Source organism: Stenotrophomonas sp. RIT-551 (assembly GCF_026241915.1).
GTDB classification, from domain to species: domain Bacteria; phylum Pseudomonadota; class Gammaproteobacteria; order Xanthomonadales; family Xanthomonadaceae; genus Stenotrophomonas; species Stenotrophomonas bentonitica_A.
This window is the reverse complement of sequence record NZ_JAPJIU010000005.1, coordinates 34,069-46,223: the sequence shown is the minus strand read 5'-3', so window position 1 is coordinate 46,223 and position 12,155 is coordinate 34,069. Positions and strand designations below refer to the sequence as shown.

The 12,155-nt window shown below is 68.1% G+C and carries 12 protein-coding genes; 6 read left to right on the top strand and 6 right to left on the bottom strand.

The features are described from left to right. Positions 1–2: 2 nt before the first annotated feature. A complete protein-coding gene (rsgA, locus tag ORK51_RS08095) occupies positions 3–1,109 on the bottom strand; it encodes a ribosome small subunit-dependent GTPase A (protein ID WP_019183772.1) in 1,107 nt (368 codons plus the stop codon). A gap of 176 nt (positions 1,110–1,285) precedes the next feature. On the opposite strand from rsgA, the gene ORK51_RS08090 reads away from it, so the two are divergent. The 5 genes from ORK51_RS08090 (at position 1,286) to ORK51_RS08070 (ending at position 4,680) form a co-directional block, all read left to right on the top strand. After that, positions 1,286–2,560, top strand: coding sequence for a pyridoxal phosphate-dependent aminotransferase (locus tag ORK51_RS08090; RefSeq protein ID WP_019183771.1), 1,275 nt, complete (start codon positions 1,286–1,288; stop codon positions 2,558–2,560). Continuing rightward, positions 2,560–3,180 (top strand): SGNH/GDSL hydrolase family protein, encoded by a 621-nt coding sequence (locus tag ORK51_RS08085; protein WP_266084699.1) that lies wholly within the window; start codon positions 2,560–2,562, stop codon positions 3,178–3,180. Before ORK51_RS08090 ends, ORK51_RS08085 begins: the two co-directional genes overlap by 1 nt. 17 nt (positions 3,181–3,197) lie before the next feature. After that, positions 3,198–3,881: a class I SAM-dependent methyltransferase gene (locus tag ORK51_RS08080; protein WP_266084760.1), complete on the top strand. Its 684-nt coding sequence runs from the start codon at positions 3,198–3,200 to the stop codon at positions 3,879–3,881. 68 nt (positions 3,882–3,949) lie between these two features. Then, positions 3,950–4,321, top strand: a complete 372-nt coding sequence (locus tag ORK51_RS08075) for a hypothetical protein (protein WP_046273503.1) — start codon at positions 3,950–3,952, stop codon at positions 4,319–4,321. Positions 4,322–4,356: 35 nt separating this feature from the next. Next, a complete protein-coding gene (locus tag ORK51_RS08070) occupies positions 4,357–4,680 on the top strand; it encodes a hypothetical protein (RefSeq protein ID WP_266084698.1) in 324 nt (107 codons plus the stop codon). Positions 4,681–4,710: 30 nt separating this feature from the next. Here ORK51_RS08070 and ORK51_RS08065 read toward each other — a convergent pair whose 3' ends face one another. Beyond that, positions 4,711–5,487, bottom strand: coding sequence for a polysaccharide deacetylase family protein (locus ORK51_RS08065; protein ID WP_266084697.1), 777 nt, complete (start codon positions 5,485–5,487; stop codon positions 4,711–4,713). A 58-nt stretch (positions 5,488–5,545) separates the two neighbouring features. Here ORK51_RS08065 and grxD point away from each other — a divergent pair, with 58 nt between their 5' ends. After that, a complete protein-coding gene (gene grxD / locus ORK51_RS08060; RefSeq protein WP_046273500.1) occupies positions 5,546–6,472 on the top strand; it encodes a Grx4 family monothiol glutaredoxin in 927 nt (308 codons plus the stop codon). 76 nt (positions 6,473–6,548) lie between these two features. Here the strand turns inward: grxD and ORK51_RS08055 are convergent, their stop codons facing one another. The 4 genes from ORK51_RS08055 to ORK51_RS08040 all read right to left on the bottom strand — a co-directional run bounded on the left by ORK51_RS08055 (position 6,549) and on the right by ORK51_RS08040 (position 12,106). Next, on the bottom strand, positions 6,549–7,088 hold the full coding sequence (locus ORK51_RS08055) for a DUF924 family protein (RefSeq protein ID WP_019183764.1): 540 nt from the start codon (positions 7,086–7,088) through the stop codon (positions 6,549–6,551). 52 nt (positions 7,089–7,140) lie between these two features. After that, the gene (locus ORK51_RS08050; protein ID WP_266084696.1) at positions 7,141–7,917 is read right to left on the bottom strand and encodes an AMP nucleosidase; all 777 of its coding nucleotides are present in this window, start codon (positions 7,915–7,917) and stop codon (positions 7,141–7,143) included. Between the two features lie 66 nt (positions 7,918–7,983). Beyond that, the gene (locus ORK51_RS08045) at positions 7,984–8,358 is read right to left on the bottom strand and encodes a hypothetical protein (RefSeq protein ID WP_261997277.1); all 375 of its coding nucleotides are present in this window, start codon (positions 8,356–8,358) and stop codon (positions 7,984–7,986) included. A gap of 166 nt (positions 8,359–8,524) precedes the next feature. After that, the gene (locus ORK51_RS08040; protein WP_266084695.1) at positions 8,525–12,106 is read right to left on the bottom strand and encodes an autotransporter domain-containing protein; all 3,582 of its coding nucleotides are present in this window, start codon (positions 12,104–12,106) and stop codon (positions 8,525–8,527) included. Positions 12,107–12,155 lie beyond the last annotated feature (49 nt).

Genomic DNA, 12,155 nt, shown 5'->3' with positions numbered 1-12,155 from the left:
AGCTATCGCCGGCCGCCCTTACCGCCCGGGCGCCACTGGGCGCCCTTGCCCACGTGCTTGCGTTCGATCGCCTGCTGCGCCTGGCGCACGGCCAGCTTGGCAGCGGCGGCAGCCACTTCTTCTTTCAGCTTGAAGTAGTTGAGCAGGCGCTCTTCATCCAGCGTGCCGTCCTCGATGGCCGCGCGGATCGCGCAGCCCGGCTCACGCTGGTGGGCGCAGTCGCGGAAACGGCATTGCGCCGACAGGGCTTCCACGTCGGAGAAGCCACCTTCGCTCAGGGCCTCCTCACCGGTCGGCTTGAGTTCGCGCATGCCGGGGGTATCGATCAGGCAGGCGCCGGCCGGCAGCGGGATCAGCGCGCGGTGGGTGGTGGTGTGGCGCCCGCGCGAGTCGTTGACGCGCACATCGGCGGTCTTCATCCGCTCCTCGCCCAGCAGCGTATTGGTCAGGGTCGACTTGCCGGCCCCGGAAGATCCCACCAGCACCACGGTCTGGCCAGCGGCCAGCCACGGCAGCAGGGCCGAGGCACTGGCCGGGTCCTTGCCGTTGATGGCCAGCAGCGGGATGTTCTGCGCGGCCAGTTCTTCCAGCACGTCCAGGGCGTCCTGGCTGTATTCGGTCTGGTCGGCCTTGGTCAGCACCACCACCGGCTGCGCGCCGCCCCCGCCGACCAGCAGCAGGTAGCGTTCGATCCGGCGCGGATTGAAGTCCGCATCCAGGCCACAGACGATGAACACCGTATCGATGTTGGCCGCGATCACCTGCTGGTGGTAATGCTCGCCGGCCGCGCCACGCTTGATCGCGGTGCGCCGCGGCAGCAGGGCCACGATCTTGATCCCCTCCAGCAGCACCCAGTCGCCCACCGCCGCGCGCTCGTGGCTGGGGAAGCGCGGGCGCTGCCACTCCGGCGGCGACTCGGTCTTGATCGCCGCGTCCGGCGCATCGGACACGATGTAGCCGGTGCGATGCTGCTCGATCACCCGGCCCGGGCGCGCCTGCGGGAACTGCTCGAACAGGGCCTGCCAGGCCGGCAGTTCAGGGCCGCCCGGCCAGGGCCAGCCGATGGTCTGCAGGGCACGGTAATCAGTGGGTTCGCTCATCGTGCCCATTCTAAAGGGTGTGGCGGCCGGGCGTCGCCGCGATGGGCCGGCGCCGCGGTGGAGCGGTGGAAATCCTTTCACTTGAAACCGCCTTGCCAGCGCAGGGAATGCGGCCGGAAACGCTTGCCCTGCAACGCAACAATTCCGCTACCATGCGGTTTCCATGCCTGAATGACGGCCCGTTCATGTCCACGCCCCCGCTGAAGCCGCTCGCCACCCGCGAGCGCCTGTCCGAAGTCCGCTACGAGATCCGGGGCGAACTGGCGCGACGAGCGCGGGAGCTGGAGGCCCAGGGCCGCAAGCTGATCAAGCTCAACATCGGCAACCCGGGCAATTTCGGGTTCCGTGCGCCGGAGCACCTGCAGCGCGCGATCGCCGACGACATGGGCCGCACCGATCCCTACACCCACCAGCAGGGCCTGCCGGAGGCGCGCGAAGCCATCGCCGCCGCGTACGCCCGGCGCGGCGCACCCGATGCGCACCCGGACCGGGTATTCATCGGCAATGGCGTCAGCGAGCTGATCGACCTGTCGCTGCGTGCCCTGCTCAACCCGGGCGACGAAGTGCTGGTGCCCTCCCCGGATTACCCGCTGTGGTCGGCGGCGACCATCCTCAACGATGGCCGCCCGGTCTATTACCGCTGCGCGCCGGAGAACGGCTTCCAGCCCGACCCGGTCGAGATCGAGGCCCTGGTCTCCTCGCGCACCCGCGCGATCGTGCTGATCAACCCGAACAACCCCAGCGGCGCCAGCTACTCGCGCGAGCTGCTTGAGCGCATCGTCGCCATCGCGGCCAAGCACAACCTGCTGCTGATGGTCGATGAAATCTACGATCAGATCCTCTACGACGATGCGCAGTTCCATGCCGTCGCGCCGCTGGCCGGCGAGCACCCGTGCATCACCTTCAGCGGCCTGAGCAAGGTGCATCGCGCCTGCGGCTGGCGGGTGGGCTGGGCGATGCTGTCCGGCGCGGCCGAGCGGCTGGGCGAGTTCCGCGCGGCGATGGACCTGCTCAGCGCGCTGCGCCTGTGCGCCAACGTGCCCGGCCAGTACGCCATCGACGCGGCGGTGAACGGGCCGGACACCATCTCGCCGCTGTGCGCGCCCGGTGGCCGCCTGTATGAAACCCGCCGCGCGGTGATCGAGGCCTGCGATGCCAGTGAGCATCTGTCGCTGGTGGCGCCGGCCGGCGCGCTGTATGCGTTCCCGGCGGTGGTCGGTGCGGCGGCACGCAGCTTCGACGACCATGATTTCGCGCTGGAACTGATGAACGAGGAAGGCGTGCTGGTGGTGCCGGGTTCGAGCTTCAACGTGCCCTACCGCCACCACTTCCGCGTGACCCTGCTGCCCGAGCCGGAGGTGATGCGCGATGTGTTCGCACGCATCGACCGCGCCCTGGCACGCCGTGCCGAGGCCAACACCAAGGTGGTGCCGCTCAAGCCGCGCAGCGCGGTGGCCTGATGGGCCTGCCGTATCTGGCGCTGGGCGACTCCTACACGATCGGCGAAGGCGTCGCGCCGGCCGGGCGCTGGCCGACGCAGCTGGCGGCAGCGCTGCGCGACATCGGCGTTGCGGTGGATGATCCGACGATCATCGCCACCACCGGCTGGACCACCGACGAACTTGAAGCCGGCATCGATGCAGGCGCACCGCAGGGGCCGTTCGAGCTGGTGAGCCTGCTGATCGGGGTCAATGATCAATACCGTGGGCGCAGCGTGGACGAGTACCGCCCGCGCTTCACCGCGCTGCTGCAGCGCGCGCTCGCCTTCGCCGGTGACCGTGCCGCGCGGGTGCTGGCGCTCTCGATCCCCGACTGGGGCGTGACCCCGTATGCCGTGGCATCCGGCCGCGACCGCGTGCGGATCGGGCAGGAACTGGATGCCTACAACGCGGCGGCGGCAGCGATCTGCGCCGAGCACGATGTAGCGTTTGTCGACATCACCGACCTGAGCCGCCAATGGGGGGGCGAGACGATGATGCTGGCCGACGATGGCCTGCACCCCTCCGCGGCGATGTACACGCTGTGGCACCAGCGCGCGTTTGAAGTCACGCGCGTGCTGTGGGCGGAGCCGAGCCGCTGAGCGAGGCCACGCTGCCGCTGGCCAGGGAGCAGGCCCGCCGGATCGCCACGGCGTTCCTGCCGGCACAGCGCTTCGGCAACCGCCGCGATTATTACTACAGCCGCGGCAAACTTGGCAGCGATCCGCTGTATCCCGGGGTGCTCGCCGCGCTGGAGGATGCACCTGCCGCGCCCTTGCTGGATATCGGCTGCGGTTTGGGCCTGCTGGCCCACGTGCTGCACCAGCACGGCAGTGCGCTGGCGTACCACGGCCTGGATATCGACGCCGACAAAGTTGCCCGCGCCGAGCGGGCCAGCGCACGCGCCGCGCTGCCGCACGCCCGGTTCACCTGCGTGGATGCCAGCGCCGCCCTGCCCGCACACCACGGCAACGTCGCGCTGCTGGACGTGTTGCAGTACCTGCCTGCCCCGGCCCAGACCCGGTTGCTGCACGAGGCCGCCGCACGCGTGGCGCCCGGTGCGCGGCTGGTGATCCGCACTGTGCTGGCCGACAACAGTGGACGCGATCGCACCACGCGCATCACCGACATGCTCGCGCACCTGGTCGGGTGGATGGGCACGCGGCCACGCCATTACCCCGATGCCGGGAGCCTGCGCGCCCCCCTGGAGCAGGCCGGGCTGCAGCTGCGGATGACACCGCTGTATGGCAACACCCCGTTCAACAACTGGCTGATCGTCGGCGATCGGGCGCGCGTCGCTTGACCGACGTGGCTCGCGCCACCGGCCGCACGCGCGCATACTCGCGCCCCCCTTCCGGCACGGAGCCACCCATGCCTCGACAGACCCGACATTCCGCGCTTGGCATCGCCGCGCTGATCGTCAGTGGCGTGGGCCTGGTGATGCTGCTGCTGAGCATGCATTACGCCCATGCGCCCGAACACGCGGCGATGCGCGAGCTGCCATGGTCGCTGGCCGCACTGCTGGGCAGCAGCGTCGGCCTGGCGATCCTGGCCCTGCTGCTCGGCCTGGGCAGCGTGCTGCAACCCCGCCGGCGCCGCCTGTTCGGCATCATCGCGCTGCTGGTGACCCTGGGCCTGCTGATCGCCCAGCTCTCGCTCGGGGGCTGGATCAGCGACCAGTGGCATGCGTCGCACCCGCCCGCAGGCGCCACGACCCCGACCACGCCCGCCCTGGCCCACTGACACCATCCGTTCCACCGCATCGACAAGGAGCCCTGATGCACACCCCTCATTCCGGCATGGGTATTGCCGCGTTCATTACCGCCGTGTGCGGCGCCGTGTTGATGCTGGGCCTGGTCGTCATCGCCGGCATCATCGAGACCACGACGCCGGGCGGCATGGAAGAAACCTCGATGTCGGCGATCCTGGTCGGTCTTGGCCTGATGCTCACCGCCCTGATGCAGCTGGTGGCCTTCGGCCTGGGCGTGGCCGGTGCAGTGCAGGCGGACCGCCGTCGCGTGTTCGCCGTGCTCGGCCTGGTGTTCTCGATCGGCAGCATGCTCGGCGTGGTGCTGCTGATGGTCATCGGCTCGCTGAGCTGAGCCCGGCCTGCGCCGGTCCCCCGGCTGGCGTCAGTCCGGCAGGCCGGCATGCAGGCCACGCGCCTGCACCGCCTGCAGCACCGCTTCGATGATGGCCAGGTTGTGGCCATGCGCGGCGCCCTCATGCAGCAGCACGATGCTGCCGGGCGCCAGATCACGGGTGATCCGCTCGACCACCTGGCCGGGCGTGCAATCGACACCGTCGAAACCACGGGCGCTCCAGCCGACCCGGGTCAGCTGCCACTGCTTCAATGCAGGGGCCACGAACGGATTGGTCATCCCCACCACCGAGCGATACCAGCGCGGCGGCGTGCCGGCAATCGCGGTGAGGGCCTGCTGGCACTGCGCGATTTCCTCCGCCATGGCCTGCCGCCCCAGCCGCCAGAAGCGGGCCTGGGGGTGGCGGTGGCTGTGGTTGCCCAGGCTGTGCCCGCGGGCCAGCATCGCCTGCACCAGCTCCGGCCGCGCCTGCGCGCGTTCACCGACCAGGAAGAAGGTCGCCTTGGCCTCGTAACGGTCCAGCAGCTCGAGCACCCCCGGGGTTTCTTCCGACGGCCCATCATCGATGGTCAGCCAGACCTTCCGCGCCTGGCCAGGCAGGCGGCTGAGCACCGGGGCATAGAAGCGGCTGTTGGGCAGGAACACCGGCACCATGAACAGGGCATGGGACGCCACCATCAGCGGCAGCCCGCAGCGCCAGCCCCAGGCGACCCAGGCCAGCACCACCAGCACCTGCGACAGCACCAGCCACGGCAGCCAGCGCCAGGGGCGCCGGGGAATGCGATACAACGTTTCCGGTACGGTCATGCCCCATGATGCCATGCCGCGTAGAATAGGCGGTTCGCATATCCGGACCCCGACCGTCATGTCCCTTGATCCCGCCCTGCGCTCGCGCATCGAATCCATTCTCAACGCCAACCGCGTCGTGCTGTTCATGAAGGGTCAGCCGAGCATGCCGCAGTGCGGTTTCTCGGCCAAGGCCGTCGGCGCCCTGCAGGACCTCGGCGTGGAGTTCGACCACGTCAACGTGCTGGCCGACGCGGAGATCCGCGAAGGCATCAAGGCCTACGGCGAGTGGCCGACCATCCCGCAGCTGTACATCGATGGCGAGCTGATCGGTGGCAGCGACATCATCCTGCAGATGGCCGGCAGCGGTGAGCTGAGCAGCGTGCTTGGGCTTGCCGCCCCGGACCGCACCCCGCCGCGCATCACCGTGACTCCGGCCGCGGTGGAAATGCTGCGTGGCGCGCTGGCCGATTCCCCGGGTGCTGCGCTGCAGCTGGGCATCGACGCGCGCTTCCAGCCGAACTTCCAGCTGGCCCCGCACGACGACAACGCGATCGCCGCCGAGTCCAACGGCCTGCGCGTGCAGTTCGACCTGGCCAGCGCCCGTCGCGCCGAAGGCATCACCATCGACTGGGTGGACGACATCCGCGGCAAGGGCCTGGCGATCGACAACCCGAACGCCCCCAAGGCGGTGCAGGAACTGAGCGTGCGCGACGCCGACGACCAGCTGCGTGCCGGCAGCATCACCGTGGTCGACGTGCGCCCGGCCGACGAGCGTGCGATCGCGGCGATCAACGCCCCGTTCGAAACGTTCGACGGCGACAACCGCGCCCGCCTGGAAGCCCTGCCCAAGGACACCGCGCTGGCCTTCCTGTGCCATCACGGTGGCCGCAGCGCACAGGCCGCCGAGCAGTTCCGTGCCCTGGGCTTCACCAAGGTGTCCAACATCACCGGCGGCATCGATGCCTGGTCGAACGAGGTGGACAACGGCGTGCCGAAGTACTGATCTTCAGCACGTCACTGCACAGAAAAACGCCGGCAATGCCGGCGTTTTTTGTGCGTGGCGCCCGGGCGTCCATCGGTTACCCCGCAAACCCGCCTTCGGCCAGGTAATCCAGTTCCTCCGGCGTCGGCATCCGGCCCAGCACCGCATTGCGATGCGGAAAGCGGCCGAACCGGCGGATGATGTCGCGGTGCAGTTCGGCGTACTGCAGGTATTCCTTGTCGCCGAGCGCATCGAACATCGCCACCGAGCGTTCCTGGTCCTGCGGATCCTCGGAGTGCTCGAACGGCAGATAGATGAAGGCCCGCAGCTTGGGCACCAGCTGCAGGTCCAGGCCTTCTTCCACCGCGCGCATGGCGTAATGACGCGCCAGGCCATCGGTGGCGTAGGAATGGGCCGTATCGCGGAAGCAGTTGCGCGGGAACTGGTCGAGCAGGATCATCAGTGCCAGCGCGCCATCGGCACTGCTGAGCCAATGCTCGCGGGCACGCCGGGCGGCGGCGAAATGCGCGTCCTGGAACTGCTGGCGAAACCGCGCATCGAACGCGTCATCGCGCGCGAACCACTTCTGCGGTCCGGCGTCGCGCCAGAACTCCACTACTTGTGCCGCCACGTCCATTCACTACCCCTGTGGATGGCCCGCCCCAAGACGCCCATCCGTTCCATTGCCGTTACTCGTCAAAACGCAGGTGGCGGACCGACTTGCCATTGCGCCGTATCAGCTTAAGTGCCTCGATACCGATCTGGATATGGTTCTCGACGAACTGTGAGCTGACCTTGGCATCGGAGACCTCGGTCTTCACGCCGTCGGGAATCATCGGCTGGTCGGACACCAACAGCAAGGCCCCGATCGGGATGTGGTTGGCAAAGCCGGCGGCGAACAGGGTTGCCGTCTCCATGTCGATGGCCATGCAGCGCATCACCCGCAGCTTTTCCTTGAAGGCTTCATCGTGCTCCCAGACCCGGCGGTTGGTCGTGTAGACGGTCCCGGTCCAGTAGTCGTGGCCGAGGTCGCGGACCATGGTCGAGACCGCCCGCTGGAGGGCAAAGGCCGGCAGGGCCGGGACTTCCGGTGGCAGGTAATCGCTGGAGGTGCCCTCGCCACGGATCGCGGCGATCGGCAGGATCAGGTCACCCAGCTGGTTCTTGCGCTTGAGCCCGCCGCACTTGCCCAGGAACAATACGGCCTTGGGCATCACCGCCGACAGCAGGTCCATGATGATGGCCGCGTTGGGGCTGCCCATGCCGAAGTTGATCAGGGTGATGTCGTCACTGGTGACGCTGGCCATCGGCCGGTCCGCACCCTGGGTGGGCGCCCCGGTGAGCTGGGAAAAGGTATGCAGGTAGCCACCGAAGTTGGTCAGCAGGATGTGCTGGCCGAAGTGTTCCAACGGCACGCCGGTGTAGCGCGGCAGCCAGTTTTCAACGATGTCCTGCTTGGTTTTCATGATGGATCCAACGAACGACAGGCGACAATTCTGCGAGACCCGCCGCGTGGCGTCGAGGGTGGGCACTCAATCCGGGTGGTCGATCCCATCGGCCTTGCCGTGGAGGATGAGCGAGGCCAGCGAAAGAAGGGCGGCGGGTATGGCCAGCAGCAGGACCAGCGCCATGGGCGCACCAAAGCCCCACAGCGACGCCGCAAAGGCGATGGAGGACATGCCAACCAACAGAAAGGGGTACTGGATCCGCTTGATGGCCAGGTAGCTGGCAGTGCACGACAACAGGGAGAGGGCGGCGAGGACGATGCGCACCTCGTTGGGTAGCCCGCTGGGCGAATGCTCCACGAAGCCGGCCACCAGCATCAGGCCAGACGCGAAGGCCAGCAGGACCAGCACCAGGTAGTAGTGCCTGGCATGCCTGCGATCAAAGCCTTCGGTTACCTTCATCGGCACCTCCTTGTGACTGTCCGGTTCTCTGCGGGCGCGGGTTGCCCGCCTGCTTAAACCTTCCACCTTGGATGACAGCGGCGCAAGTGGCGATCGCGACCTGGCGGCCGTGGGCAAGAAAAAGGCGGCCCATGGCCGCCTTTTCCCGTTTACCGGTACCGCTAGATCAGAACTGCACGGACCAGCGCGCGGTGACGCTGCGGTCGCGGGCGTCGTCACCGAAGGTGCCGTTGTAGCCCAGCTCCAGCTGGTTGCGCGGGCTCAACCAGGCCGACAGGCCCAGCTCGGCGACCACGGCGTTGTCGGCAATCGCCGCACCGCTGACCGCGAAGCTGTTGCCGCCGGTCCAGGCCAGATCGGCGACCTGGCTGCGGTCGCCGGAGGCACGGCGGTAGCCGACGCCACCGCGGACATGCAGCCAGCTTTCCTGCTGCCACGAGGTCTTCAGGCCCTTGTCGAACCGAACGCCGGCGGTCGCCACGTTGGTGCGGGTGTCGGCGACCTGGCCGTGCAGTGCCGCAGCCCCCCCCTGCTCGGTGATGCCGTCCACATCCACCTCGACCCGGGCGAACTGCAGGTACGGCTCCAGCCCGGCCTCGCGACCACCGAAGCGGTACGCGCCCTCGATGAAGCCCTGGCGGGTGGTGGCGTCGTACTTGGCCGACAGCGCGTCCTGGTAGCCGGCAAACGTCAGCTGACGCTTGCTGTCCACGTCATGACGGGAATAGCCCAGGCCGGCGCGCAGGCCAAATGCCCCCCACTGGTTGCCCACGTAGGCACCGAAGTGGGTGTTGTCGATCTCCGACCGGGCGCCGCGACCCGCGGCCTGCTTGATGTCGGTACGGCCGGTACCGACCAGCCCACCGACCTGCCAGCCACCACCGAACACATGATCGGCACCGACCAGCAGCCCGTTGCTGTTGGAATCGGTGCGCGCAGCGTTGGCATCGCCGTCGAGCTTGCCGCTGCCCCCGATCGCCTGCACCCATGCACCACCGGCAGCCTCATCCGCGGCACCCGGCGAACGCACGCCGACCGCACGGCTCAGGGCCGCATCACGCAGGTAGCGGCTGCTTTCCACCAGCGCCATCGGCGTGGCGGCGTGGAGTTCACCACTCAGCGCATCCAGTGCTGCACCGACCTGGGCCGGGAACAGCTGGGTCAGCGGCCTGGGCAGGCCCTGGTTGATGGCCAGGCCATCGGCGCTGGTGGCCACGGCGATCTGGTTCGGCGTGACCGCAGCGCTGGCCAGCGCGTTGCCGCGGGCGACGTCGATGCGCAGCCCATTGGCGCTGTAGCCCAGGCTGAACTTCAGGAACGGCGAGAAGGCCGAGAAGTCGGTCGTGGCGAACTGACCGTTGATGCCACCGGCGGCCTGCAGGAAGTTGAACTGCTCGCCGAGGTAGTACACGCCGGCCTCCGGCAGCGCCTTCAGCGTGCCGCCCAGCGTAGCCGTACCGGTGACACGCAGCAGATCGCTGCGGCTGCCCGGCGCCAGCTCGGCCTGGTAGATGCCGGTGGCGGTCTGCACGTAATCGCCGTTGACGGTCAGCGTGCCGATCGAGTTGCCCGGGGCGATGATGCCTTCCACGCGGGTGCTGCCCAGCGTGCCGACGCCCTTCAAGGTGCCCTTGGCACCGACCACCGTCGCGCCATCCTGCTGCACGCCGTTGAAGGACACGGTGCCGGCGGTGACGAACAGATCCGAGCCGTCCAGCAGGGCCCCGGCATTGACGCGGGTGGCGCCCGCAGAGGTCAGCGAGCTGTCGACCAGCCGGCCATTGAGCACAAAGCTGCCGCCGCTGCCGACCGTGGTGTCGCCCGCCTGCTGCAGGCCGTTGAAGGTGACCGAGCCGCCGGTCACGTTGAGTGCCGAGCCATCGAGCACGCCCGTGGTGGAGATCACGCTGCTGCCCCCCAGGCTGTTGAGCGTGGTGGACACCAGGCTGCCGTTGAGCAGGAACTGGCCGCCCTGCACATCGACCGAAGCGGTCAGTGCATTGGCACCGTCCAGTTCCAGCACGCCGTCGCGCACGATGGCGCCGTTGAAGCTGTTGTCACCGCTCAGGCGCAGCCAGCCGATGCCGGACTTGGTCAGCTTGCCCGGGCCGCCGATGTCATTGGTCCAGTCGTCCCACGCATCGCCTTCCCACACCTTCAGGCCACCGGCCTTCTGGTTCATGACCACGTCGGTGTCCACGCGCAGCAGGCCGTAGCCTTCGATGGCGGTCTTCAGATCGACCATGCCCCAGCCGTAGATCGCGTCGACGCCGGGCGCGCCCAGGTCGCGTGCCGTGGTCAACAACACATCGCGTACCTGTGCGTTGTCCAGGTACGGGAAGCGCTCCATCAGCAGACCGAGCGCACCGGTGATGTGCGGTGCCGCCATCGATGTGCCGGTCTTGTAGCCGTAGGTGTATTCAGGACTTTCGCTTTCGATGAGAAAACGCAGGTAATCCTCGGTCAGCTCCATGCGACCGTTGATCTCGCCGGCCACGATCGTGCTGGCGATGTTGGTGCCCGGTGCGGACAGGCACCAGTTGGCCGAAGCACCGCAGATGCTGGAACTGGCATCAATGACGTAGTCCGTTTCCCCTGCGGTGGGGAGGCGGACATTCGCGACGGCCAGCCAGTACGGCTCGATCTCCGGGTTCCAGCGCGGCAATGCCGCCGTGATGCCGGCCATCCCCCCGGCCGAGTTGCCTGCCGACCACACCTGGATCAGCTTGGAACCCGGTGCACCCTCGGTATCACCGTAAATGCTGCCGTAAACACCATAGTCCGCGCCGATCGCTGCGTACTGCGCGTCCAGACTGGCCACCGTGGCATGGCGGGTCGAGATACCCCAACTGTGATTGAGCACGCGCACGCCCTGTGCCTCGGCCTGTGCATACATGTCCAGCGTTGCTGCATCGTCCGGGTCAGTGCGATACAGCGCACGCGGCCGGTAGAAGTTGTCAGGATCCAGGCGCCACTCGTAATACGTGTCGCCAAAGACGCGGGCAGCGGTCAGGTTGGCGCCAAAGGCCACGCCATGCATCCCGGTGCCATCGCGGTTGGCGCCAACGGTACCCAACACGTGCGTGCCATGGTCGGCGTAGCTGAAACCGTACGGCTGGCCCGCCGCGATCAGTCGATCAGCAAGCGCTGGAGGCACACCGGGACCCAGACCGTAGTAGTTGTACCCGGGCTGGTCGCCGCGGGTACTGCCGCAGGCGCCTTCGCCCGCCACGATGCTCGGGTCGGCGCAGCCGCCGTTGCCGATGGAGATGCTGGAGGTGTTGCGTCCGGCGAATTCGTCGTGGGCAAGGGCAGAGCCCGAATCGAACACGCCCAAACGCACGCCCTGACCGGTAAGGCCGCGCGCATACGCGTAATCGGCCCCCATCGCGGCCAGACCCCAGTCGGCATTGAACTCATCGCTATGCCAGCTTTCCACATCACCCGGCTTGCCCAGAATGGGGCCGGCGGCCTCGGCGCTGGTGCGCGGGCTCGTGAAGGAAACGGTCTGGTCGTTGGCGCCGGTCGGCGCAACAAAGATCGCCGCCAGCGAAGCGCTGTGCAGGTCACGCGCGAACGCGACGGACTGCTCTGCGCGCTGCTGCTGGTAACGCTGCAGGACATCGGTGGTGGGGCTGGCCAGCGCCGGAACGGCGATGGCGGCAAGCAGGGTGCCGGTGATGGCCGAGGCCAGCAGGGACGGCGAAGGACGGCGGGACGCCGCGCGGGACAGGGAGTGCAGGGTCATGTACTGAGAACTTCCTTGATCTGGTTCGAGTGTCGGAATCTGGAACGGG

Excerpts from the sequence above, each read along its gene's own strand:
- ORK51_RS08090 (WP_019183771.1), top strand. The coding sequence starts at position 1,286 with ATGTCCACGCCCCCGCTGAAGCCGCTCGCCACCCGCGAGCGCCTGTCC.
- ORK51_RS08055 (WP_019183764.1), bottom strand. The coding sequence starts at position 7,088 with ATGGACGTGGCGGCACAAGTAGTGGAGTTCTGGCGCGACGCCGGACCG.
- ORK51_RS08040 (WP_266084695.1), bottom strand. The coding sequence starts at position 12,106 with ATGACCCTGCACTCCCTGTCCCGCGCGGCGTCCCGCCGTCCTTCGCCG.
- ORK51_RS08085 (WP_266084699.1), top strand. The coding sequence starts at position 2,560 with ATGGGCCTGCCGTATCTGGCGCTGGGCGACTCCTACACGATCGGCGAA.
- ORK51_RS08045 (WP_261997277.1), bottom strand. The coding sequence starts at position 8,358 with ATGAAGGTAACCGAAGGCTTTGATCGCAGGCATGCCAGGCACTACTAC.
- ORK51_RS08070 (WP_266084698.1), top strand. The coding sequence starts at position 4,357 with ATGCACACCCCTCATTCCGGCATGGGTATTGCCGCGTTCATTACCGCC.
- ORK51_RS08065 (WP_266084697.1), bottom strand. The coding sequence starts at position 5,487 with ATGACCGTACCGGAAACGTTGTATCGCATTCCCCGGCGCCCCTGGCGC.
- ORK51_RS08050 (WP_266084696.1), bottom strand. The coding sequence starts at position 7,917 with ATGAAAACCAAGCAGGACATCGTTGAAAACTGGCTGCCGCGCTACACC.
- ORK51_RS08075 (WP_046273503.1), top strand. The coding sequence starts at position 3,950 with ATGCCTCGACAGACCCGACATTCCGCGCTTGGCATCGCCGCGCTGATC.
- rsgA (WP_019183772.1), bottom strand. The coding sequence starts at position 1,109 with ATGGGCACGATGAGCGAACCCACTGATTACCGTGCCCTGCAGACCATC.
- grxD (WP_046273500.1), top strand. The coding sequence starts at position 5,546 with ATGTCCCTTGATCCCGCCCTGCGCTCGCGCATCGAATCCATTCTCAAC.